Raw genomic sequence first — 21,807 nt, forward strand, 5'->3', positions numbered from 1 at the left:
TCGATTATTCGGAGGGAAACTGTGACAATAACCATCCGACGGCGATAAGATCTGCGCTCCCACCCGGGCTTAAATTCAGGCGAATAAACTGAGCGTCCATGCGGGTTAAGGCGTGAACTAATCTCTCCGGCGTCAGATGTTTCACCGCTAAAAGTCGTCTGGAATAGCGTCTGGCATAATTCAGCCCTTCGGGTCCCCCCCGTGAAACAAGATTGGTATCCGGATTCGCCGCCATCAGCCCGAGCAACATCCTCAGTAACGCGTCGTCCTCAGAGGCTCCCTGGCGCAGTGCCATTTCAAAGTGAGGCAGCCCAGCGTGGCGGACGGTGGCAAAACCGCTTTCAGCTTCCCCTCGGGCGCCGGTTAAACCGTAGGCCAGGAACTGTTGCTCGCCCTTCGTTTTCGCAACGTCGCGATTTTTCAGCTCCAGTTCAACGATGCCAGCGCAAATCGCCCTGCTCTCATCGCACAGGCTGCGTTGCGTGAGGCTTTCCTGCCTTTGCGTCAGACGCCCCGCCGCGGCACAGAGCAGCCCCAGGGAGAAGATGCCGCCTTTATGGGTATTCACCCCGCCGGTGGCGTTGAACATCGCCTGCTCGCAGGCCAGACCGACCGGCCTTATTGCCCGCAGCGTTTGCGGCCCGGTAAGGCGGGCCGTCTCCCTGCCGACGTTAAAGAACGCGGTGAACCACGGGGCAATGGCCGCGATACTGGTCATAAACAGCGCGTAATTCATATCGCGATGCGCTCCGCTGTTTTCGCGATCCACCAGGCCCGGTTTTGGGGTTAAGCGAATTTCCCGGTACAGAGCCTCGATCGCCAGCGCCGCGACGCTCTGCTGGGGGGCTGGCGTATTACAGCAGGCAAGCGAAGTAGTCATCGGTTAACGCCTCAATTACGCGCATAAGCTCGGGCAGGGAATGGCGTCGCATACGCGAGCAGACATGAGCAGGTTCATGGCAGATAAAACATCTGCGCATCGGCTGCTGGATGGCGCTTCTTTTCAGCAGTCCCGTTTTCGGACACAACACGTCGATATCCCACAGGCGTCCCAGAGGATGGTTATCTTCGAGATGCGCGGTGACGTGCTTGATCATCCAGGCCGGGGCGGCCACCGACCAGAGCGCTTCCGGCCCGGTGACCGGCTGCAGAGTCTGCTGGCGACAGACCGTCCACTGATGCGTGCGGAATAGCTCACCGAGCGCCTCATTCGCAACGGCCATCACCCGTCGGGCCAGACCGGTATCCTTCACCGCTCCCGGCCAGACCAGCGTGACGGATACTACGGTATGATCCGACTGAAACAGCCACGCCTGCTGTCGGCGTGAACGCTGCTCTTTTGACGTCAGAACCTGTTCCAGCGAAACAGAGGTATTCGATGCGTTATCCGTCATGGGGATCACTCCTTCACCTGGTGAACCACATCAATTACGCTGCCGTCGCGGTAGCGCACCACGCCAACGATCCGGTCGGTAAACGCCACCGGCTTAGGCTCGCCCGAGATAAGCAACGCCTTCTGATACAGCGCCTCGATGTCGACGACGGGCAGCCCGGCGTGAATCAGGCGTTCGCGGACCTCCGGGCGCGCCGGGTTAACGGCAATACCGTGATCGGTAACCAGAACGTCAATACTCTCCCCAGGTGTTACCAGGGTGGTGACCTGCCGGACAACGGTTGGAATACGGCTGCGGATCAGCGGAGCAACCACAATGGTGAGATTGGCCGCCGCAGCGACGTCGCAATGCCCGCCTGACGCGCCGCGCATCACCCCGTCGGAACCGGTGAGGACATTGACGTTGAACTGTGTGTCCACCTCCAGCGCGCTGAGGATGACCACATCGACCCTGTCGCAGCAGGCGGCTTTGGCCGCCGGGTTGGCGTAGACGTTAGTGGAGATTTCAACATGGTTGGGATTGACTGCCATGGAGGCCGCCGCCGCACCGTCAAAGCTTTGCGTATCGAGGATCTTTTCAATTAAGCCCTTTTGATGCAGATCGACAATGCTGCCGGTGATCCCGCCGAGCGCGAACCGGGCGACAATATTGTGTTTGCGCATCCGGGCTTCCATAAACCGCGTACAGGCAGTGGATGCCGCACCTGAACCGGTCTGAATGGAAAAGCCGTTGCGGAAATAACCAGAGTGTTCGATAACGTCGGCAGCAGAACGGGCAATCATCAGTTCGCGTGGATTACTGGTCACCCTGGCGGCGCCGACGCTGATTTTGGCCGGATCGCCGACGCTCTCAATCTGCACCACATAGTCAACCCTATCCTGAACGATACTGGCCGGCAGATTAGGAAATGGCTTCAGGGTTTCGGTAAGCAGGACCACCTTTTTGGCATACTGCGCATCGACCATGGCGTAACCCAGCGAGCCGCACTGCGAGGTACCGCCGTTGCCGCTGGCATTGCCATATTCATCGCAGCAGGAGACCGCCAGAAAAGCGATATCAATGGTAATTTCGCCCTTCTGAATCAGATTCACCCGTCCGCCGTGGGAGTGGATCTGTACCGGTTCGTCCATCAGTCCGTGTGAAATCGCATCCGCGAGTTCACCACGCATCCCGGAAGTGTAGATTTTGCCAATCACACCATTGCGAATGTGCCCGATAAGCGGCGTATTGCATGACATTAACGAACTGGACGCGAGCGTGAGCCCTTTAAGACCGCGCTGAGCCAGCTTATCCATCACATAGTTGATCACCTTGTCGCCTTCGCGGAACGCGTGGTGGAAGGAGACGGTCATACCGTCATGCAGATCGCAACGGTCCAGCACCTCGTCCACGCTGGCAAAAAGTTTGCGCTGATATTTTTGCTGTGTATCAGAAAGATACGGCGTCGTCGCGTTAGCGCCGCTGAAGGCGACGTATTCACGACGCGTGCCGGGAATGTGGTGCAGGGTTTCAGTGAGATTTTTCATTATTCATCCTGTCGCTTGCGAAAAAAGGTGATTACTGACGAATGCCAGAGGCATTTTTGCGTTCGATAACAACACGGGCATGGTTGATAATCGGCGCGTCGATCATTTTGCCGTTCAGCGAGATCACCCCGAGTCCGTTGCGTTCGCCCTCTTCTGCGGCGGCAAGCACGCGCTGTGCGTAATCCACTTCTTCCTGGGTGGGAGCATAGGCGTTATGAAGAATTTCAATTTGTCGCGGGTTAATCAGCGATTTTCCGTTGAAGCCCATCCGGCGGATAAGATCCACTTCTTTCAGGAACCCGGCCTCGTCATTGACGTCGGCGTACACCACGTCGAACGCATCAATACCGGCTCCGCGCGCGGCATGTAATACCGCGCACCGTGCATAAAACAGCTCTGTCCCGTCGCCCCGCTCGGTTTGCATATCCATCACATAATCAAAAGCGGCCAGCGCAATACCCATTAAACGGTCGGACGATTTCGCAATGGCGACCGCGTTAATGACCCCCACGGCAGATTCAATCGCGGCCATTAATTTCGTGGAGCCAACAGGACGGCCGCAGGTTTCTTCAATGCGGACGATTTCACGTTCGAGCTGATAAATATCTTCCGGAGAGTCGGTTTTCGGCAGACGAATAACATCCACCCCCGCCCTGACGGCAGCTTCAAGATCCTTTAAACCGAAAGGAGTATTTAGCGGGTTAATTCGAACAACGGTTTCAATATCGTTGTACATCGGGTGTTGCAGGGCATGAAATACAAGAAGGCGCGCGCTGTCTTTTTCTTTCAGCGCCACGGCATCTTCCAGATCAAACATAATGGAGTCTGGTTTATAGATAAATGCCGTCGACAACATGGCAGCACTTGAACCGGGAATAAATAACATACTGCGGCGTAACTTTTTCATTATAACGTTTCCCATGCAATGTCTTCCCGGGCTGTCCCTCTGAGCAGTGCAGCCTGCACGCGGGCGCGGATCACGCAGTCCAGCGCGCCTTTATCATCAATAATGATCTGCCCCTGTTCGATGTTGAACGCAGAGAGCGTTTCATTCACCACTTCTGCAATTCGGTCGCCGAATTGCTTATAGACTTCGCTGTGGATGACCACGTCCAGCCCGCTCTCATCGGGGCTGACCTTAACCATGAGGTCGCTGGACTCCAGCGTTCCCGCCATCGCGGCTTGTACAATTTTCATATCCATTTTCCTGTGGTAATGCGCTTAAACCGCTGCCGTCAGCGGCTCGGATAAGCAACGCTGATGCTGCACTCCGTTATTCAGAAACGCGCGCGTGGTGGCTGGCACCATGCGGCTGGCGGCAGCGATGTTGTTTTCTTTTAATAAACGACGAACAGCTGAAGCCGAGACCGGCACATTAAAGCCATCCGTTTTTCTTTCTATTTCGTGGACGCAAATATGGGGCGCCTCGCTGGTTTCGTCTTCCAGCCAGCGATGCATTGCCCGGTTATATTCAGCGGTTAACGGACAGAACGGTTCGGTACCCACGAAACGATGATGAATATTCAACGCCGGGGCGATGTAATTTCTGAACAGCAGGAGGTCAATGGCCGCATAGACTTTATCAATGACCTGCTTGTCTTTCAGGAAATAGCCCGGGAAGGTGCCACGAGAAATAATATACGCAGACCCCGGATGCACCGTGACGTTAGGAATATGCAGCGAACCGTCCCTGACCATCGCGAAGCGTTCTTTAAATGAAAACGCGGAGACATCTTCCTGAACCACGAAAACATGCAAGTGGTCGCACCGGCTTGCTGCATGCTCGATCAGATATTGATGGCCCAGGGTGAACGGATTCGCGTTCATCACAATCGCGCCAACAGTATTTCCCGGCACGAGATGATGACGGCGAAGTTCGCTGCAATAACGATGAATCCCCACCGGCGTATTCTCCATTAATGCCGCACGCTTCCCGACCGTCACCAGCGGATAAAAGCCGCATCCGCGAAATGACTTCACGTTATCCGGACAGGTAAAGAGAAAGAGTTGATGTTCACCGTTCTGTGCCGCCTGCAGTTCGGCCTCATGGATTAACGTCAGGATTAACGACGTGCCCCGCCACCCGGCATCCACTGCGATGCACTTCAACGTGTTACCCGCAATGCCGGTGCAGGCGACAAGATGGCGCTGATAGCGGGCAACAATAAATTGCGCAATATCGTCATCAATACCTAAACCGTTGCGGGCCAGGAAAGCGGCAACCTCCTCTCTGGCCTGAGCGTTACCGGCGTTAATAACCTCAAACTCGGGTGTTCTGGCGCTGAACATCTTCTCTCTCCTGGGCGTTTAGACAGCGAGCTCTTCCGGCTGCGGTTGAGCTTCCACAATGGTGTTCATCAGGCGACCAAGGTTTTCGATCTCAACTTCAACGCGATCGCCATGGTGCATAAACAGCGGCGGATTACGCTTTTTGCCGACGCCGCCTGGCGAACCGGTAATAATGACGTCGCCAGCGCTGAGAGAGGTGAACGTACTGATGTAGGCGATAAGATCCGCCACTTTGTGGATCATGCTGCCGGTGGAGTCATTCTGAACCAGCATGCCGTTCAGCCAGGTATGAATGGTCAATGCATGTGGATCGGGGATCTCATCCGCCGTGGTCATGTAGGGGCCGAAGGCGCCGGTTTGCGTCCAGTTTTTACCGGCAGTGAACCAGGCGTGCTGCCAGTCGCGAACGGAACCATCCATATAGCAGCTGTATCCCGCGACATGACTGAGCGCGTTATTCACGTCAATCCGGCTGCCAGGTTTACCGATAATAACGGCCAGCTCGCCTTCATAATCGAATTCGCTGGAGAGAACCGGTTTTATCACCGGCTGCGCATGCCCGGTTTGTGAATCAGGAAAGCGAATAAACAGCGTGGGCGCATTATTGGTCTCGGCAAACTCTTTTCTTTTTTCAGCGTAATTCATACCAACGCAGAAAATCTTTCCAGGCTCTTCAATAACGGGTAAAAAGGTAATCTCTTCAGGCATCATATCCACAGGGCAATCGAGATATTGCCTGGCAACGTCAACCGCATCCCACTGAAGGAGATCTTTCAACGTCGCGTAGTGATGGCCGATTTTATTACCCAAATCGATAATGCCGGATGGTGTATAAATCCCGTAGCTTTTACGGCCCTGATGAATATAACTTGCTAATTTCATGATGATACCCGATTGATATACATATTCGTTCTGTGTTCACGCCCTGAGGCGTGAACACCTTGCCTGATGTTTTATTCTGCTGACTGCGCCGTTACCAGCACCGGTTTATTACCAGATGCCAGATACGTTGCCACCACAACGCCAACCCCGAGTAAGGCCAGAATAAATCCTGTCATTCCCAGCCAGTCCATTGAATGGAAAACAAAACCGTTGATAAAACCAATAACCGAACCGCCCATGTAGTAGAAGAATAAATAGAGCGCGACGGCCTGGCCTCTTGCATGGGTTGCATTTTTACTGACCCAGCTTAAGCCAATAGAGTGGCAGCCGAAGAAACAGCCGGTAAAAATGACCGCGCCCACAATAAAGGTGACAACATTCGACGTCAGCGTCAGCAGCATGCCAAAGGCCATGATCAGGAACAGCACGCGCAAGACTTTCATCGCGCCATATTTCGCGGATAAGCGACCGGCCTGCGGAGCCGTAAAGAAGCTCAGGGCAAAGCTAAAGGAGAGCAGACCTGCATTAGCCGGTGAAATATGGAACGGTTCCCCCTTCAGGAAGAAAGCCAGATAGTTATAAAGAGAGGTAAATGCGCCGAAGATAATAAAGCTGATGACAAACGCCAGCGCCAGATTTTTGTTTTTGAAATGCGATGCCGCCCCTTTCACCATTCGCATCACGTTCAGGTTCTGCGTAGGGGTAAAGTTTTTGGATTCAGGCAGCAGGAATTTCACCAGAATGGCAACCGCAATCAGGCTGACGGCAAAGCCGTAAAAGATGACATTAATGGAAACGTGATCGATAAGCTGGCTGGCAACAATACGGCCGGACATGCCGCCCATCGAGTTACCGAAGACAAAATACCCCGTGACGATCCCTGCCGCTACCGGTGCGACTTCCTCACTGATGTAGGCGGTTGCCGCTGCCGCGATACCGCTCAGCGCCAGACCAATCACCGCACGCAGCGCCACCAGCACCGCCCAGGACTCCACCAGCGGGCAGAGCAGCGTCAGGATCCCGCCCAGCAGAAGGGAGACAATAATTAACCGCTTCCTGCCATAGTGATCGGATAACGTTCCGGTAAACAGCAAGCCAATTGCCAGCAGCGCCGTTTCTGCTGACAGGATAATACTCACCTGACTGACTGGCACATTATATTCCACAGCCAGCGTCGGCAGCAGAGGTTGAATAAAAAACAGAGAAGCAAGTTCAGCAAGCCCGGATAATGCCAGCGCCAGAATTACGCGAATATGCGCGCTGGCTTTTACCGGCTCAGATGCTTTCTGGGTATTGTTAGCATGCGTTAACGCCATAATAACCTCAGTATTATAGTTAAGGTACAGAAATTCGTTGTGTAAGACAGATATTTTTTGGACTTTATTTAATCCACTTCAGAGAGCATTTTCTCAGGTACGCAAACAACGCCTTCAAATAATTTACGTGAAGTGCGAATAACCGCCGCACGGGTATTTTCGATATTGTTATCTTCCCTCAATAGTGACACCGATATTTTTCCACTTGGATGCTCGATATCAATAATATTGGTAAAGCGTTCCTTTGGTCGGTCGGCGATGATTTTCGCGGCGACGGAGCCTTCAATGAGCGTCGCGGTCGAAATACCAATTGATCCGGTAATCGCCAGTGATTTATGACAGGTGTGTGGCATGAAATAGCGCACCTGAAGCGTTCCGCCGTTACGCGCCTTGCTGAGCAGAACCGGTTTAGGGATCACTTTGTTGGACACGTCCCCTAAGCCCATCGCGGCGCCAGCCTGACGACGCAAATGTTCCAGTCGTTCTTTAAAGGCCTTATCAGCGTCCAACTCTGCGGGTGACTCCCCTCCTGTTTTTCCCAGGGCTGAGGCGTCAATCAATACCATGGGCATTGCCATATCGATACAGGTGACTTCAATTCCGTCGAATTCGTTTGTCACGCTGTCCGTTGGCAGTAATTTTCCTGTTTTAGAACCCGCAGAATTCAGGAACGTTAAGCCAATGGGCGCAGCGGTACCCGGCACACCGTCAATCTGGGTATCGCCTTCATACACGACCCGGAAATCTGGCGTTTGCACTTCCGCATCAACCAGAGTCCCGGTATTAAGATTACGGATCCGCACCGTCGTTACCGGGCTTTGCGCCTTCACCAGCCCTTTTTCTATCGCAAAGGGCCCCACGGCACAGAGCATATTGCCGCAGTTGGGTGTGGTATCGACGCGACGTTCGTTGACCATCACCTGCGCAAAGAGATAATCCACATCAGCGTCCGGGCTGTCGGAAGGACTGACGATGGCCACCTTACTGGTTTGCGGGCTTCCTCCGCCAATACCGTCAATTTCAAGTTCATGGCCCGCGCCCATCAGGCTGAGTAAAACCGCATCACGCGCGTCGGTTTCCGCTGGCAGGTCGCTGGCCAGAATGACGGGACCTTTTGATGTCCCGCCACGCATTAATACACATGGGATCTTTAGCATGTCTTTTTCTCATTTCACTTTTATCAGGAGCGCAATAAGGTTTTCACACTCCAGTTGATAACTCTAATGTCAAAAAAAGCGGGATTAATACGTTTTGCACATTAATAACCCTTGCGTTATCGTGGTTTAAGAAAAGCGAAAATGGGATGCAGACATGCAACATGAATTACAGGGAATACAAGCGTTTGTAAAAATTGCAGAAATCGGATGTTTTACAAAAGCGTCGCAATTTCTTCATATTTCACAACCGGCGTTAACACGAAGAATTCAAAAACTGGAAGAAAGTCTGGGTACCACGCTGTTTGAGCGTTCAACGCGCAGCGTCAAGCTCACGACGGTGGGAAGAGAATTTTTGCCTAAGGCAAAGAATTTAATCGATTTTTATGAAAGCTCAGTCCTGAGTATTAAAGAGATGGCGACACATCAGGCAGGGGTTATTACGGTTTCCTGTATCCCTACTGCCGCCTTCTATTTCCTGCCTTCAGTGATACGAGATTATAACAATGACTACCCAAACATCCGGATCCGCATCCTTGAGCACAGTGCCAGCGATTGTCTCGAAGCGGTTTTAAATGGCGACGCAGATTTCGGTATAAATATGATAAACATCACACATCCGAATATCGATTTTTCCCCGCTGGTGAACGAACCTTTTGTTCTGGCATGCCGCCGCGACAATGAACTGGCGAAAAAACCGCTGGTGACCTGGGACGATCTGGCAGGCATGAAGCTGATTGGGGTCAGGCGTTCCAGCGGGAACCGTTCGCTTATCGATCAGGCGTTCGAGAAAATGGCCTGGAAACCGAACTGGTTTTATGAAGTGCGTCATCTGTCAACGTCACTGGGGATGGTGGAAGCGGGTCTTGGCGTCTCTGTCGTTCCCAGCCTGGCGATGCCGACCGATGAACATCATATTCTGGTCAGCCGTCCGCTGATTGAACCCGTCATACGCCGCACCCTGGGGCTGGTACAGCGCCGGGAAACAACCCTGAGCCCGGCGGCGGAGAAGTTCCGGGAGATGGTTTTACATCTGTGGTCCGGTGAAAACCGCAGCCCCTGGATTGGCAAATTTACGCAGTTGTAACCGTCTCATATTGGCCCAAAAGTACCGGTATTGGTGTTCCAGGTGACTCCTGTCGTTGATGACTGTGCGAAATAATGGCTCCCGAACAGAACACAGAGGGAATTCACGTGAAGATATCCATTTTTCGTACGGCATTGCTGATTGGCATGATAATTACGTTTTCCACTTACGCTACCGAACAGGAGACACCCCGGATGAATAGCAAAACAATTCGCGCGATGACGGGCGCAACGGCAACGCAATCTTTATCTGCTTCTGACACTGCGTTAATCGTCGTGGATATTCAAAACGAATTTTACGCATCAAACGATTTTCGCGGTCAGATGGTTATCCCGGATGGCGAGAAAGTCCTTAAGAATAGCCAAAAACTGGTCAGCTATGCCCATCATATCGGGCTGCCGGTATACTTCGTGCGTCATCTGGGGCCGGTGGATAGCCCGCTGTTCGCCGAAGGGTCTGTCTATGCGCAATTCCATAAAGATCTGCAACCTTCTGAGCAAGACACTATTATCACCAAAACGACCCCCAGTTCTTTTGTTGGTACCGATCTGGATGCGCAATTAAAGAAAAAAAGGATTAAAACCGTGATTGTGATTGGTCTGATGACGCATATGTGCATTTCGTCTACTGCGCGTGACGCCGTACCGCTGGGTTACAGCGTGATTATTCCAGAAGATGCAACAGCAACACGCGATCTGGATGACGGTCAGGGTGGCGTGGTGGATCACAAAACACTGCAACGTGCGGCATTAGCCGGTGTTGCCGATGTATTCGCTGAGATAATGACCACTGAAGACGTTATAGCACTGCCAGTCACAAAATAAGACCGGACTTAAACCCTGTCGCCAGCCAGACTTCTATACTGGCTGGCACATGGAGACTGATATGACGTTGAAAATTGGTATTGTGGTATTTAATGGCATCATCCCTTTTCACCTGTCGGTGCCGTATGCCGTGTTTGAGAAAGCGCTGACGACGAAAGGTGAGCCACTTTGTCAGCTGGTTGTTTGCGCCACGACGCCTGGTGTGCTTAAAACCAATGCGGGTTTTTCTATCGTCGTTGAGCGCGGGCTGGATGCGTTGGCCGGAATGGATATGGTCATCGTCCCAAGCTGGGATGTCCCTGAGCATGTTCCTGAACCAGAACTTTTGCAGGCCTTGCAAAATGCCCATGCCGCAGGAGCACGTATTGTCGGTTTGTGTATGGGCGCGTTTGTTGTCGCGGCCGCCGGGCTATTGAAAAACCGGCCTGTGACAACGCACTGGCGATGGGCAGCTGACTTTCAGCGCCTTTACCCCTGTGCGCAAATGAATAATGACGTACTTTATATCGATGATGGTGACGTTGTCACTTCTGCAGGAACAGCGGCCAGTATCGACTGCTGTCTGCATCTGGTGCGTCAGGCATGGGGAGCAGAAGTGGCAAACAGCGTCGCGCGTTTGTTGGTTGTACCGCCCCATCGTCAGGGTGGACAGCGACAATATGTCGAATTACCGGTTCAGAATACGCGTCGCGGGGATAATTTCACCAACGCGCTGGCCTGGGCAACGGAGAACCTTGCGCTCGCCCTCACGCTGGACTGCGTGGCGGAAAAGGCCTGTATGAGCCGCCGCAGCTTTACCCGACGTATTCAGCAAACAACCGGGGAGAGTTTTTCGCGCTGGCTGCTGAACCAACGCATTAGCGTCGCGCAACGCTATCTCGAAAAAACTGACCAGCCGGTGGATGACATTGCCGAGCGCGTCGGGTTTCCCTCGACAACCTCTTTGCGTCGTCACTTTAACAATCGGCTGAATACGTCGCCTTCCCGCTATCGACGCGAATTTCGCGGCCGATAGCGGTCCAGGTTATTTCCCGTGCGTATCAAAACCCGCCATCACGGCCGTCAGCTCTGCCAGTGAAAAACCGTGTTTCGCATCATCAACGCCCAGCCCAAAGCGCGTCTGCATCAGTTGATACAGCGCCGCGGCATCGGGGAGATGGATCTGCTCCTCCACATGACCGTTCTGCCAGTGGGTAAAGTTGAAGTTGGTTAGCGTCAGCTTGCCGCCATCCGGCAGATGGCGACACATCAGCAGATGGTGACGGAAATGCGACTGCGGCCAGTGCGCCGACCAGAAATTCCCCATCACATAATCACTGAAATACTGCGTTGTCAGGTCAAAATGGTACATCGACTGCCAGTGGTCGTGATGGCGGAACTGCAGCACCCAGTCGTTGCCTTCGCTCAGCAGACGATACAGCCCGTGCGGCGTCTCCTGTTCTTCGTTAGCGAGCAGACGAATCGGCGCCGTCAGCGTCTGGCCGCCAAACCCAACGTCGGCAATCCAGCGCTCTCCGTTAAGCTCAACCAACAGCAGGCGGTGCGTACGCGGCGGCATTTGCGACGGATTAGCTAATACCACGCGCCCGAGCACGCTACGCACCGTAAACCCGACTTCACGCAAGACGCGCTCGAACAGGCCGTTTTGCTCAAAGCAGTATCCCCCACGTCGCCCTGTCACCAGTTTGTCGACCAGGCACCCATCGTCAAGCTGGATTTCGCGCGGCAGGACGACATCGATATTCTCAAAAGGGATCGCACAGTTGTGATGCAAATGCAGCGCGCGCAGGGTGTCGATATCCACAGAGGCCGGCTGCTTCCAGCCGATGCGAGCGTAATAGGCAGTCAGAAAGGGGGACATATATCAGTTTCCTTTGATAGTGATGCTGTGTTTATAAACTAATTCTACGCGTCCACTTTGATTTCCGTGCTTTTTCTGCATACTCATCTTTGTAGATGAGGAGATCCTATGAGTCACTTTCGCCCTGTTGAATTACGGCATGCCAGCCGTCTGCTGAACCACGGCCCCACCGTACTTATCACCAGTCGGGATGAAACCCTGGACAGACGCAACGTGATGGCCGCCGCTTGGTCCATGCCTGTGGAATTTGAACCGCCGCGCATCGCTATTGTGGTGGATAAAAGCACCTGGTCGCGCGAACTGATTGAACGCAGCGGGAAGTTTGGCATCGTCATTCCCGGCGTGGCTGCAGCCAACTGGACCTGGGCGGTGGGTAGCGTCAGTGGACGTGATGAAGACAAATTCAACTGTTACGGGATCCCGGTGGTAAACGGTCCCGCCCTCGGCCTGCCCGTCATAGAAGAAAAATGTCTGGCGTGGATGGAGTGTCGGTTATTACCCGTCACATCCGCAGCAGAAAAGTACGATACGTTGTTTGGCGAAGTGGTTTCAGCGGCAGCGGATGAGCGCGCGTTTGTCGAAGGACGCTGGCAGTTTGACGGTGATAAGCTGAATACACTGCATCATCTTGGGGCCGGAACGTTTGTGGCAAGTGGGAAGATGGTGAAGGCGCTGGATTGATTGCCTAAGTCATATCTTACTGAATTATAGTAAATTTCTATGGCATTTTATGTTTACTATTGCGTTGTAAAACGGAGGATATTTCTGGAGTTGATGCATTAGCACCCTCACATTAAGGAAATATCAATGACATGGAATAAAGATGGCGCAATCTCGTATGCCAAATCACACGCCCAACCGAAAAGCACGGGGTATTGTGCTCGCTACGTCACCGAAGCAATCAGAACCGGTGGAAAATACGCACTGTTCAGGCACGACTAATGAAAATACTCTACTTTTTTCTCTTTGCCCTGTCTCCGTTCGCGGTTGCTGGAAGTGTCTATGCCCCAGAGCAGGCAGCGCTCAAATTCAACCAATGGTATATCGCGCAGCTGAATCAGGACAAACCGCCGGTTCTCAATCCAGACATCATGCATGAATACGTTGCCTCAGGGACAATTGCTGCAATTAAGGAAATGTACTCAGGGGATAGTAACGAGAAAGACATGCCTGATGCGGATATGTTCATTAAAGCGCAGGATTGGGATGAGGACTGGAATCAGATAACCGTCCTGCATTCTGATTTTGATGCCGTTTGCACAAACGTTTATATCGCGTTTGGTAAGAAACAAGATCACGTTGTAGCAGATTGTCTCGTTCAGGAAAAAGGGAAATGGAAAGTTCGATCGGCCACGCTGATCAAGTAATTAACCGATAGCCCCCGGCTAGAGCAGTAAAAGCACATGGTAGCCCAAGGACTACCATGTGCAATTAATCAACTCTTCGCACGCCGCGCAATAATCTCATCCGCCACATTTCGCGGAGCTTCCGCAAAATGATGGAACTCCATCGTATACGTCGCGCGCCCCTGGGACATTGAGCGCAGTGTCGTGGCGTAACCAAACATCTCCGCCAGCGGTACATCCGCGCGAATGATCTGGCTTCCGTACTGCTCTTCCATGCCCTGAACCATGCCACGACGGGAAGAGAGATCGCCCATAATATTGCCAGCGTACTCTTCGGGTGTTTCTACCTCCACGTGCATGATCGGCTCAAGGATCACCGGATCCGCCCTGCGCGCCCCCTCTTTAAAGCCGAGGATGGCCGCCATGCGGAAGGCCATCTCCGAGGAGTCGACATCGTGATACGAACCAAACGTCAGCGTCGCTTTGACATCGACAACCGGATATCCGGCCAGCACACCGCTGTTCATGGCTTCACGCAGCCCTTTCTCAACGGACGGAATATACTCGCGAGGCACCACGCCGCCCTTGGTGGCATCTTCAAACGTAAAGCCACTGCCGGGCTCGGTCGGCTCCAGGCTCAGCACCACATGACCGTACTGCCCTTTCCCACCGGACTGACGGACAAATTTGCCTTCGATATCCTTCACCGCTTTACGCAAGGTTTCCCGGTAGGTGACCTGCGGACGACCGATGTTTGCCTCGACGCCAAACTCACGCTTCATGCGGTCGACGATAATCTCCAGGTGCAACTCTCCCATCCCGGAAATAATGGTCTGACCGGACTCTTCGTCAGTATGCAGGCGGAAAGAGGGATCTTCCGCTGCCAGACGCTGCAGGGCGATCCCCATTTTCTCCTGATCGCCTTTCGTTTTCGGCTCGATAGCCAGCGAGATAACCGGATCGGGGAACTCCATGCGTTCTAGGGTGATCACCGCATTCGGGTCTGTTAAGGTGTCACCCGTGGTGACATCTTTCAGCCCAACACAGGCCGCGATATCCCCGGCGCGCAGTTCGTCCACCTCATGGCGATCGTTGGCATGCATCAGCACGATACGCCCGATCCGCTCTTTCTTCCCTTTCACCGGGTTATACACCGCGTCGCCTTTGCGCAGCACGCCAGAGTACACGCGGATGAAGGTCAGCTGGCCGACGTACGGGTCACTCATCAGCTTAAACGCCAGTGCGGAGAATGGCTCATCATCGCTGGGATGACGCTCAGCATGTTGCCCTTTTTCATCTACACCATCGATAGCGGGCACGTCCAGCGGCGACGGCATCAGTTCAATCACCGCATCGAGCATGCGCTGCACGCCCTTGTTTTTAAACGCGCTGCCGCACAGCATCGGCTGGATTTCACCCGAGATGGTGCGAATACGCAGCCCTCTGATGATTTCCGCTTCGTCCAGATCGCCCGTTTCCAGGTATTTATCCATCAGTTCGTCGCTGGCTTCCGCCGCCGCCGAGACCATTTTTTCCCGCCACTCCCGGGCGGTATTCACTAAATCATCCGGCACGGGCGCGTAGGTGAACACCATCCCCTGCGTGGCATCGTCCCACAGAATGGTGCGCATCTTGATGAGATCCACCACCCCGGTGAAGTGCTCTTCCGCGCCTACCGGGATCACAATCGGTACCGGATTCGCCTTCAGGCGCTCCTGCATCATCCGCACGACGCGGAAGAAATCGGCACCCGGACGGTCCATTTTGTTGACGAAGGCCAGACGCGGTACGTGGTATTTATTCGCCTGACGCCAGACGGTTTCGGACTGGGGCTGAACGCCCCCGACGGAGTCATACACCATCACGGCGCCGTCGAGGACGCGCATGGAACGTTCAACCTCAATGGTGAAATCCACGTGCCCCGGGGTGTCGATAATGTTGATCCGGTGCGGTTCAAAGCCTCTGTCCATACCCGGCCAGAAGCAGCTGACGGCCGCGGAGGTAATAGTGATCCCGCGCTCTTGCTCCTGCGCCATCCAGTCGGTTGTTGCCGCGCCATCGTGTACTTCGCCCAGCTTGTGGCTCATCCCGGTATAAAACAGGATGCGCTCGGTGGTGGTCGTTTTACCGGCATCGATATGCGCGGAGATACCGATGTTACGATAACGTTCGAGAGGAATGGGTCGGGGCATGATATTTCCTTAGTCAGTATGACGTCTCTGTGACGACCGGGATGGTCGCTTACTCATTCGTTTGCTATAATAGTCCTATTGTACGAGTATTATCGAACTATTTTTTAAAGGTTGACCTATTGTTGATATAGCTCAATCTGACACCCTGCGCAGGAAAACGATGATCCCTAACCATCCCGAAACTGAACAAATATTGCTGGAAAATGTGCTGTTTGCCCTTGGCAACCCGCTCCGGCTGTCGATTATTCGCCGCCTGTCCGATGGCAGCGAACTCAGCTGTAATGCGCTGCGCCCGGATGAAGTGGTGAAATCCACAATGACCCATCACTGGCGCGTGTTGCGCGACAGCGGGGTGATCTGGCAACGTCCACAGGGACGAGAAAATATGATCTCCCTGCGCAGAGAAGATCTGGATGCCCGCTTTCCGGGGCTAATGGAGATTTTGCTACGTACGCCGTAACCCGGTCGTGCCGGGAGGCGATTACACCTCCCGGCTTTGCATCAGGACGGCTGTGTTGTCGCGAATGTCTTCGCAATCATTTCAGCGGTTGGCTGTAATCCTCCGAGGCTCCACTGCTCAGGGTCGTGCTCATCAATACGGATCCAGACCGAGCGACGGAACTCGGGATCCCCTCTTCCCTCGATTTCCACCATCAAGTCCGTCATCCGGCGCAGCAGCTCGCTCTTCTGCTCGTCGTTCATGATCCCTTTAATCGTTTGTACATTCACAAAAGGCATTGTATTCTCCCTAATAACCAAGGTCTAAAAATCATACTCAGATTAGAAAGGAAACCCGCAGGTGTCAAAAGAAAAATCGTTGCCTTACCTCTCGCCCGAACTGTGCGGTCTGGCTGAAGGGGCAAAAATCGTGGGCGATCAATGGATTTTGCTGATCCTGAGGGAGGCGTTTTACGGCGTGACGCGCTTCGAAACCATGCGTAGCCATACCGGGATCACGAAACAAACCTTAGCGACGCGTTTAAAACTGATGACGGAGCTGGGGCTGCTCTCCCGAATACCTTACCGGGAAGAAGGAGCACGGGAACGCTATGAGTACCAGCTTACCGAAAAAAGCCGCACCCTTGCCCCGGTACTTCTGGCGCTGATGGAATGGGGACACAGACAGGTGTTACACACCGCACCGCATTTAACGCTGGTGGATAAAGCGACAGGCGATCCGTTGCATATTGGCTATGTGAATACGCAGGGTCATGAGGTGAAACCCCACCAGGTGCAGATTGTGCCGGCACCAAAGGGGTAAGCCCGGCAACGTCACCCGGCTTACCCGCAGCACGTTACATTATCCACCCCATCAGCAGCGTGGCGATGATCACCGTCGACGCGCCACCGATGCGGGTCGCAATTTGTGCAAACGGCATGAGGGACATCCGGTTAGAGGCGGACAAAATGGCCACGTCCCCTGTCCCGCCCAGACCGCTATGGCAGCAGGTGACGATGGCCGCTTCCACAGGATACATGTTCAGACGCGACGCAATAAAGTAGCCGCTCAGCGCCATCGCAATCACCACCGAACCGCACACCACCACGTACCCCACCGAGAAGACTGAGACCACGCTCTCAAGCGGCACGTATAACATCCCGAGGCCAATCATCAGCGGCCAGACCAGCGCAGCGGAGACAAATTTATAACAGCTGTGCGCCCCCTGCTCCATGGAGGCCGGGATCACGCTGAAGTATTTGCACAGCACGGCAATCAAAATCATCAGCACCGGGCCGGGAATGTGGACCAGTTTTTCAAACAATCCGCCGACGATGAAAAACGCGCACACCATCAGTAATCCGCCCCCCATCAGATGAAAATCCGTCTGTTGAGCACTTTGCGCCCCGGCAAACAGGCTGGTGTCTTCTTTACTGCGCGTGAGCATGCCATTTCCTGAAAGCGCCGGACGTTTGGTCCCGAGACGCGCCAGCGAGCCTGCACACACAATGGCGAAAATATTCCCCACAACCGCAGCAGGTGCCAGTTGCGCAACAAAAACATCCGGCGTTTGTCCCAGTATGGCCGAATAGGCCAGGGAGAGGGGCAAAATTCCCTCGCCAATCCCGCCGCCAATGATAGGCACAATGATAAAGAAGAAGGTGTGGTAAGGCGTATAACCAAACAGTGATCCCACAATGAGCCCGGTCAGCACGGCCATGAATGTCCCCGCCACCAGCGGAACAAACATGCGCATCATCCCCTGAATGAGCAGTACCCGGTTCATCCCCAGAATACTGCCGACCACCAGGCAGGCGATGACGAAATAGAGCAGATTCGCCTCTTTCATCAGCAGATGCACCGTATCAAGGGTCTGTTTCCCGAAGACCCCAAAATAGACCAGTACAGAGGGGACCATCAGGCAGAGGATCGCCGGACCGCCGATATCTTTCAGCAAGGGGATCTGACGCCCTACTTTGGCAAACGCGAAACCGAGCGTCATGATGACCGCGAGACCACCGATCATATTTTTCGGCAGCAGCCCTGCCCAGGCAGACGTCGCCACAATGGCGGCGATCCCGACAAACAGCATCAGCGGAACCGCGCCCACCTCGGTATTGTTGAGGCCAAAGGCGAAACGCGAGGACGACAGTTCAGAAGTCGGTACAGGATTATCTTTCATATAATCACCTGAAAATTGTGTTCGGATAAACAGAGAAAGGAATAAACTGGAATCTATTCCTGATAGCAATAAATGTTCTTTAATATAAAAATAATGACTTACCTGGCCTTTTCTTAAAACAGGCTCAGCGCGAAATTAACATGGAGAAACGCAGGGAAATGTGAACAGCACAGCTCTTTTATTTTAAATAACTTAATTCATTATTATGTAACTAAAGTTAATGACAGCCATCCAGGTAATCTTTTTGAAATTAATAAAACCAGAGAGATTGTGACCCTTATCACTCCTGCCCTGTAGGCGAACCGTTAGATTAGCGCTGCAACAAAACAGATAAAATACCGACATGAAAACCTCAAACTTCATGCCTGCCCGCTTGTTTTCTCAATCTGTTTTATTAATAAATTCAGGAGTTAACTATGTCCCGCAAAGAAGTTCTGTACACGCCCTATAATGGAGCCGTACTGCTGGAAAATCCGTTATTAAATAAAGGTCTCGCTTTTATTAAAGAAGAGCGCGATCATTTTAATCTGCATGGTTTATTACCACACAACGTGGAAACCATTGAGGAACAAACCGAACGTGCGTGGATGCAGTTCTGCCATTTTAAAAGCGATATTTCCCGCCATGTTTATCTGCGCAATATTCAGGACACCAATGAAACCCTCTTTTACAACCTTCTGCGTTCGCATCTGAAAGAGACGTTACCGATAATCTATACCCCGACCGTAGGGGAAGCCTGCGAGCATTTCTCTACCATTTATCGTCGTGCGCGCGGTTTATTTATTTCATGGCCAAACCGCCACCGTATCGATGAGATGCTGCAAAGTTTCTCGCGCAACGACATTCGGGTGATTGTCGTCACGGACGGGGAGCGTATTTTAGGACTCGGCGATCAGGGTATTGGCGGCATGGGTATTCCGATTGGTAAGCTGTCGCTGTATACCGCCTGCGGAGGGATCCATCCGGCCTCCACTCTCCCGATTATGCTGGATGTCGGCACCAACAATCAGCAGCACCTGGAAGACCCGATGTACATGGGCTGGCGCCATCCGCGCATCACCGACGATCAGTACGCGGAATTTATGGATATGTTTATCAGTACCGTCAAGGCGCGCTGGCCGGATGTGCTGCTGCAATTTGAAGACTTTGCCCAGAAAAACGCCACCAGACTGCTGCAGCGCTACCGCGACCAGCTGTGCTGCTTCAATGATGATATCCAGGGCACTGCAGCCGTCACCGCCGGTACGCTGATTGCGGCGGCGCATGCCGCGGGCACGCGCATACGCGATCAGCGGGTGGTGTTCCTCGGCAGCGGTTCCGCAGGGTGCGGGATCGCCGAAAAAATTGTCGCGCTGATGGTGGATGACGGTCTGACCGAATCCGAAGCCCGCAGCCGGATCTTTATGGTCGATCGCTTCGGCCTGCTGACCGGTGACATGACCAACCTGCTCGATTTCCAGAAAAACCTGCTTACCGCCCGCGAAACCGTTTGTCACTGGCCGGTAGAGGCGAAAAATATCTCGCTGCTGGACGTGGTGAAGAACGCGCATCCGACGGTGATGATTGGCGTTTCCGGCCAGCCTGGACTGTTCAGCGAAGAGATTGTCAAAGAGATGCATCGCCACTGTCCGCGCCCCATTATCATGCCGCTCTCTAACCCGACGTCACGGGCAGAGGCACAGCCGCAGGATCTTATCGCCTGGACCCAGGGTGCCGCGCTGGTCGCCACCGGCAGCCCGTTCGCACCGGTATTCTGGGAGAATGCGCACTACGAGATCGCCCAGTGTAATAACGCCTATATCTTCCCGGGCCTGGGACTGGGTGTGCTGGCCTGTCATGCTCGCCGGGTGACGGAAGAGATGTTGATGGCGGCAAGCCGCAGCCTGGCCGCGCAGTCTCCGCTGGTGACGACAGAAAGAGGGGGATTGCTGCCACCGGTAGATCAGATTGAAACGGTCTCACGTCAGATTGCCGTTGCCGTCGCCCGCGCCGCAATTGCACAGGGCGTCGCCCCGGCAATAGATGATGAGGAGCTGATGGCGCGTATCGAGAAGACCTGGTGGCAGGCGGACTATGCGCCTTACCGCCGCTCCGCGCTGTAGCGCCGGTCACGCCCTCACCGCAGGGTGAGGGCGTCGCTGAGGTTTCAGTGCTGTACGCCTGAGCGGTCAGAAAAATCGCCGGCGGAGAGAATATCATGCCGTGTCGCCGTCTGTTTCTGGCGGGCATAGCGGTCCGCTACCCCTTCAGGACGCGTTTTGAAGCGACGGTGCAGCCACATATACTGCTCTGGCGCCATCCGTACCGCGTGCTCAATCGCCCTGTTCATCTGCGTCGCCACGGCTTCTTTATCGCCGCCCTGCAGCGCCTCGCTGATATCCTCAAGAATAATCAGTTCGTAACCTGAGCCGTTCGCCTTGCGCCGCGGCACGAAGGGGACGACGGCAGGCCGTGCGCTTTTGACCAGCATATAGCTGCCCGCCGTCGTGGCGGCATCCGGCACCGCAAAAAACGGCACAAAGACGCTATTGGTCTTCCCATAGTCATGGTCCGGGGCGTACCACAAGATTTCATTCTGCTTCAGCGAGCGGATCATGCCTTTTAAATCATGGCGATCGAGCATGGTTTTATTGGAACGCAGACGCCCGCGGGTCTGCAGCCAGTCCAGCAACGCATTATTGTTGGGACGGTAGACCCCAATGCCCGGGTTAAGCATGCCAAAGATCCGCGCGCCCAGCTCAAGGGTAAGAAAGTGCATACCAACGAGCACCACCCCATTGCCTTTCTCACGCGCCTTTTCCATATGTTCATACCCGGTCACGGTATAGCATTTCCGCACCCGCCACGCAGGCCAGAACCAGGCCATACCGGTTTCGATGACGCCCATGCCTACCGATTCGAAATTACGCTGCAGCAAGGTTTCGCGCTCGTCCGCGCTCATCTCAGGAAAGCAGAGTTCAAGGTTACGGCGGGCAATCGCGACGCGGCGAGGGAGTAAACGCATCGCCAGTCGGCCAAGGCCATGACCGATCCGGAACAACAGCGGATAAGGCAGCAGCATGATGAGCCACAGTGCGGCAATGCCTGTCCAGCTTAGCCAGTACCGGGGATGAAGAAAGGCGAGTGAAAACCGGGGTAATTTTGTCATCAGAAAATTATCCTTTAACGTGTCTGTCCTTAACTGATTCGGTTGAAGATCTTTCCTAAGGATTTATGAAATGTCAGTCAGAAACGTGAAGTGTAGCGGATAAGACAAAACGCATTTTTACGATTTTTGCGAAAAGCGGAAAGCCGGGAAGGACAAAGCCGCTCCCC

The 21,807-nt window shown here is 53.7% G+C and carries 22 protein-coding genes; 8 read left to right on the top strand and 14 right to left on the bottom strand.

Annotated features, from left to right (window positions below; genetic code table 11):
• Positions 1-4: 4 nt before the first annotated feature.
• From citG to C1N69_RS11680, 9 genes are all read right to left on the bottom strand, one after another.
• Positions 5-880, bottom strand: a complete 876-nt coding sequence (citG, locus tag C1N69_RS11640; protein ID WP_155031234.1) for a triphosphoribosyl-dephospho-CoA synthase CitG — start codon at positions 878-880, stop codon at positions 5-7.
• Complete coding sequence (gene citX / locus C1N69_RS11645; RefSeq protein WP_155031235.1) at positions 855-1,394, bottom strand: citrate lyase holo-[acyl-carrier protein] synthase; 540 nt, start codon at positions 1,392-1,394, stop codon at positions 855-857. The genes citG and citX overlap by 26 nt, the downstream gene beginning before the upstream one ends.
• A 5-nt stretch (positions 1,395-1,399) precedes the next feature.
• Positions 1,400-2,920: a citrate lyase subunit alpha gene (gene citF / locus C1N69_RS11650; RefSeq protein WP_155031236.1), complete on the bottom strand. Its 1,521-nt coding sequence runs from the start codon at positions 2,918-2,920 to the stop codon at positions 1,400-1,402.
• A gap of 31 nt (positions 2,921-2,951) precedes the next feature.
• On the bottom strand, positions 2,952-3,827 hold the full coding sequence (citE, locus tag C1N69_RS11655; protein WP_059386937.1) for a citrate (pro-3S)-lyase subunit beta: 876 nt from the start codon (positions 3,825-3,827) through the stop codon (positions 2,952-2,954).
• On the bottom strand, positions 3,827-4,117 hold the full coding sequence (citD, locus tag C1N69_RS11660; RefSeq protein ID WP_047958684.1) for a citrate lyase acyl carrier protein: 291 nt from the start codon (positions 4,115-4,117) through the stop codon (positions 3,827-3,829). Before citD ends, citE begins: the two co-directional genes overlap by 1 nt.
• A gap of 24 nt (positions 4,118-4,141) precedes the next feature.
• Positions 4,142-5,209, bottom strand: a complete 1,068-nt coding sequence (gene citC, locus C1N69_RS11665; RefSeq protein ID WP_155031237.1) for a [citrate (pro-3S)-lyase] ligase — start codon at positions 5,207-5,209, stop codon at positions 4,142-4,144.
• A gap of 18 nt (positions 5,210-5,227) precedes the next feature.
• On the bottom strand, positions 5,228-6,091 hold the full coding sequence (locus C1N69_RS11670) for a fumarylacetoacetate hydrolase family protein (RefSeq protein ID WP_104557741.1): 864 nt from the start codon (positions 6,089-6,091) through the stop codon (positions 5,228-5,230).
• A 71-nt stretch (positions 6,092-6,162) separates the two neighbouring features.
• Positions 6,163-7,407: an MFS transporter gene (locus C1N69_RS11675; protein ID WP_155031238.1), complete on the bottom strand. Its 1,245-nt coding sequence runs from the start codon at positions 7,405-7,407 to the stop codon at positions 6,163-6,165.
• A 68-nt stretch (positions 7,408-7,475) separates the two neighbouring features.
• Positions 7,476-8,564: a 4-oxalomesaconate tautomerase gene (locus C1N69_RS11680; protein ID WP_155031239.1), complete on the bottom strand. Its 1,089-nt coding sequence runs from the start codon at positions 8,562-8,564 to the stop codon at positions 7,476-7,478.
• Positions 8,565-8,718: 154 nt separating this feature from the next.
• Between C1N69_RS11680 and C1N69_RS11685 the strand changes: the two genes are divergently transcribed.
• The 3 genes from C1N69_RS11685 (at position 8,719) to C1N69_RS11695 (ending at position 11,487) form a co-directional block, all read left to right on the top strand.
• Positions 8,719-9,648, top strand: a complete 930-nt coding sequence (locus tag C1N69_RS11685; RefSeq protein WP_059386932.1) for a LysR family transcriptional regulator — start codon at positions 8,719-8,721, stop codon at positions 9,646-9,648.
• Positions 9,649-9,722: 74 nt separating this feature from the next.
• Positions 9,723-10,472 carry a cysteine hydrolase family protein gene (locus tag C1N69_RS11690; protein WP_155031240.1) on the top strand — a complete coding sequence of 250 codons (750 nt, stop codon included), beginning with the start codon at positions 9,723-9,725 and terminating at the stop codon, positions 10,470-10,472.
• Positions 10,473-10,533: 61 nt separating this feature from the next.
• Entirely contained in the window at positions 10,534-11,487 is a 954-nt protein-coding gene (locus tag C1N69_RS11695) for a GlxA family transcriptional regulator (RefSeq protein WP_155031241.1), read from the top strand.
• Positions 11,488-11,496: 9 nt separating this feature from the next.
• Here C1N69_RS11695 and nhoA read toward each other — a convergent pair whose 3' ends face one another.
• On the bottom strand, positions 11,497-12,333 hold the full coding sequence (gene nhoA, locus C1N69_RS11700) for an N-hydroxyarylamine O-acetyltransferase (protein ID WP_126800089.1): 837 nt from the start codon (positions 12,331-12,333) through the stop codon (positions 11,497-11,499).
• A gap of 108 nt (positions 12,334-12,441) precedes the next feature.
• On the opposite strand from nhoA, the gene C1N69_RS11705 reads away from it, so the two are divergent.
• Together C1N69_RS11705 and C1N69_RS11710 are read left to right on the top strand one after the other, a co-directional pair.
• Complete coding sequence (locus C1N69_RS11705; protein WP_095440595.1) at positions 12,442-13,014, top strand: flavin reductase family protein; 573 nt, start codon at positions 12,442-12,444, stop codon at positions 13,012-13,014.
• A gap of 260 nt (positions 13,015-13,274) precedes the next feature.
• Positions 13,275-13,700 (top strand): DUF3828 domain-containing protein, encoded by a 426-nt coding sequence (locus C1N69_RS11710; protein WP_059386926.1) that lies wholly within the window; start codon positions 13,275-13,277, stop codon positions 13,698-13,700.
• Between the two features lie 68 nt (positions 13,701-13,768).
• On the opposite strand, the gene fusA is transcribed toward C1N69_RS11710, so the two are convergent.
• Positions 13,769-15,871: an elongation factor G gene (gene fusA, locus C1N69_RS11715; protein ID WP_155031242.1), complete on the bottom strand. Its 2,103-nt coding sequence runs from the start codon at positions 15,869-15,871 to the stop codon at positions 13,769-13,771.
• Between the two features lie 160 nt (positions 15,872-16,031).
• Here fusA and C1N69_RS11720 point away from each other — a divergent pair, with 160 nt between their 5' ends.
• A complete protein-coding gene (locus C1N69_RS11720; RefSeq protein ID WP_025760192.1) occupies positions 16,032-16,331 on the top strand; it encodes an ArsR/SmtB family transcription factor in 300 nt (99 codons plus the stop codon).
• A 41-nt stretch (positions 16,332-16,372) separates the two neighbouring features.
• Here the strand turns inward: C1N69_RS11720 and C1N69_RS11725 are convergent, their stop codons facing one another.
• Positions 16,373-16,609, bottom strand: coding sequence for a tautomerase family protein (locus tag C1N69_RS11725; protein WP_025760193.1), 237 nt, complete (start codon positions 16,607-16,609; stop codon positions 16,373-16,375).
• Between the two features lie 61 nt (positions 16,610-16,670).
• Here C1N69_RS11725 and C1N69_RS11730 point away from each other — a divergent pair, with 61 nt between their 5' ends.
• Complete coding sequence (locus C1N69_RS11730; RefSeq protein ID WP_155031243.1) at positions 16,671-17,132, top strand: winged helix-turn-helix transcriptional regulator; 462 nt, start codon at positions 16,671-16,673, stop codon at positions 17,130-17,132.
• Positions 17,133-17,166: 34 nt separating this feature from the next.
• On the opposite strand, the gene C1N69_RS11735 is transcribed toward C1N69_RS11730, so the two are convergent.
• On the bottom strand, positions 17,167-18,492 hold the full coding sequence (locus C1N69_RS11735) for a 2-hydroxycarboxylate transporter family protein (protein ID WP_045285029.1): 1,326 nt from the start codon (positions 18,490-18,492) through the stop codon (positions 17,167-17,169).
• A gap of 416 nt (positions 18,493-18,908) precedes the next feature.
• Between C1N69_RS11735 and C1N69_RS11740 the strand changes: the two genes are divergently transcribed.
• The gene (locus tag C1N69_RS11740; protein ID WP_155031244.1) at positions 18,909-20,594 is read left to right on the top strand and encodes an NAD-dependent malic enzyme; all 1,686 of its coding nucleotides are present in this window, start codon (positions 18,909-18,911) and stop codon (positions 20,592-20,594) included.
• Between the two features lie 44 nt (positions 20,595-20,638).
• Here C1N69_RS11740 and C1N69_RS11745 read toward each other — a convergent pair whose 3' ends face one another.
• Positions 20,639-21,640, bottom strand: a complete 1,002-nt coding sequence (locus C1N69_RS11745; protein WP_155031245.1) for a Kdo(2)-lipid IV(A) acyltransferase — start codon at positions 21,638-21,640, stop codon at positions 20,639-20,641.
• Positions 21,641-21,807: the final 167 nt, after the last annotated feature.

Source organism: Enterobacter sichuanensis, from assembly GCF_009036245.1.
Lineage (GTDB): Bacteria > Pseudomonadota > Gammaproteobacteria > Enterobacterales > Enterobacteriaceae > Enterobacter > Enterobacter sichuanensis.

What these genes read in the sequence shown, in the direction of transcription:
- C1N69_RS11725 (WP_025760193.1), bottom strand. Translation starts at nt 16,609, where the DNA reads ATGCCTTTTGTGAATGTACAAACGATTAAAGGGATCATGAACGACGAG.
- C1N69_RS11680 (WP_155031239.1), bottom strand. Translation starts at nt 8,564, where the DNA reads ATGCTAAAGATCCCATGTGTATTAATGCGTGGCGGGACATCAAAAGGT.
- C1N69_RS11685 (WP_059386932.1), top strand. Translation starts at nt 8,719, where the DNA reads ATGCAACATGAATTACAGGGAATACAAGCGTTTGTAAAAATTGCAGAA.
- C1N69_RS11735 (WP_045285029.1), bottom strand. Translation starts at nt 18,492, where the DNA reads ATGAAAGATAATCCTGTACCGACTTCTGAACTGTCGTCCTCGCGTTTC.
- C1N69_RS11670 (WP_104557741.1), bottom strand. Translation starts at nt 6,091, where the DNA reads ATGAAATTAGCAAGTTATATTCATCAGGGCCGTAAAAGCTACGGGATT.
- citE (WP_059386937.1), bottom strand. Translation starts at nt 3,827, where the DNA reads ATGAAAAAGTTACGCCGCAGTATGTTATTTATTCCCGGTTCAAGTGCT.
- citD (WP_047958684.1), bottom strand. Translation starts at nt 4,117, where the DNA reads ATGAAAATTGTACAAGCCGCGATGGCGGGAACGCTGGAGTCCAGCGAC.
- citG (WP_155031234.1), bottom strand. Translation starts at nt 880, where the DNA reads ATGACTACTTCGCTTGCCTGCTGTAATACGCCAGCCCCCCAGCAGAGC.
- C1N69_RS11705 (WP_095440595.1), top strand. Translation starts at nt 12,442, where the DNA reads ATGAGTCACTTTCGCCCTGTTGAATTACGGCATGCCAGCCGTCTGCTG.
- C1N69_RS11740 (WP_155031244.1), top strand. Translation starts at nt 18,909, where the DNA reads ATGTCCCGCAAAGAAGTTCTGTACACGCCCTATAATGGAGCCGTACTG.
- C1N69_RS11675 (WP_155031238.1), bottom strand. Translation starts at nt 7,407, where the DNA reads ATGGCGTTAACGCATGCTAACAATACCCAGAAAGCATCTGAGCCGGTA.
- nhoA (WP_126800089.1), bottom strand. Translation starts at nt 12,333, where the DNA reads ATGTCCCCCTTTCTGACTGCCTATTACGCTCGCATCGGCTGGAAGCAG.
- fusA (WP_155031242.1), bottom strand. Translation starts at nt 15,871, where the DNA reads ATGCCCCGACCCATTCCTCTCGAACGTTATCGTAACATCGGTATCTCC.
- citX (WP_155031235.1), bottom strand. Translation starts at nt 1,394, where the DNA reads ATGACGGATAACGCATCGAATACCTCTGTTTCGCTGGAACAGGTTCTG.
- C1N69_RS11690 (WP_155031240.1), top strand. Translation starts at nt 9,723, where the DNA reads ATGGCTCCCGAACAGAACACAGAGGGAATTCACGTGAAGATATCCATT.
- citC (WP_155031237.1), bottom strand. Translation starts at nt 5,209, where the DNA reads ATGTTCAGCGCCAGAACACCCGAGTTTGAGGTTATTAACGCCGGTAAC.
- citF (WP_155031236.1), bottom strand. Translation starts at nt 2,920, where the DNA reads ATGAAAAATCTCACTGAAACCCTGCACCACATTCCCGGCACGCGTCGT.
- C1N69_RS11710 (WP_059386926.1), top strand. Translation starts at nt 13,275, where the DNA reads ATGAAAATACTCTACTTTTTTCTCTTTGCCCTGTCTCCGTTCGCGGTT.
- C1N69_RS11695 (WP_155031241.1), top strand. Translation starts at nt 10,534, where the DNA reads ATGACGTTGAAAATTGGTATTGTGGTATTTAATGGCATCATCCCTTTT.
- C1N69_RS11720 (WP_025760192.1), top strand. Translation starts at nt 16,032, where the DNA reads ATGATCCCTAACCATCCCGAAACTGAACAAATATTGCTGGAAAATGTG.
- C1N69_RS11745 (WP_155031245.1), bottom strand. Translation starts at nt 21,640, where the DNA reads ATGACAAAATTACCCCGGTTTTCACTCGCCTTTCTTCATCCCCGGTAC.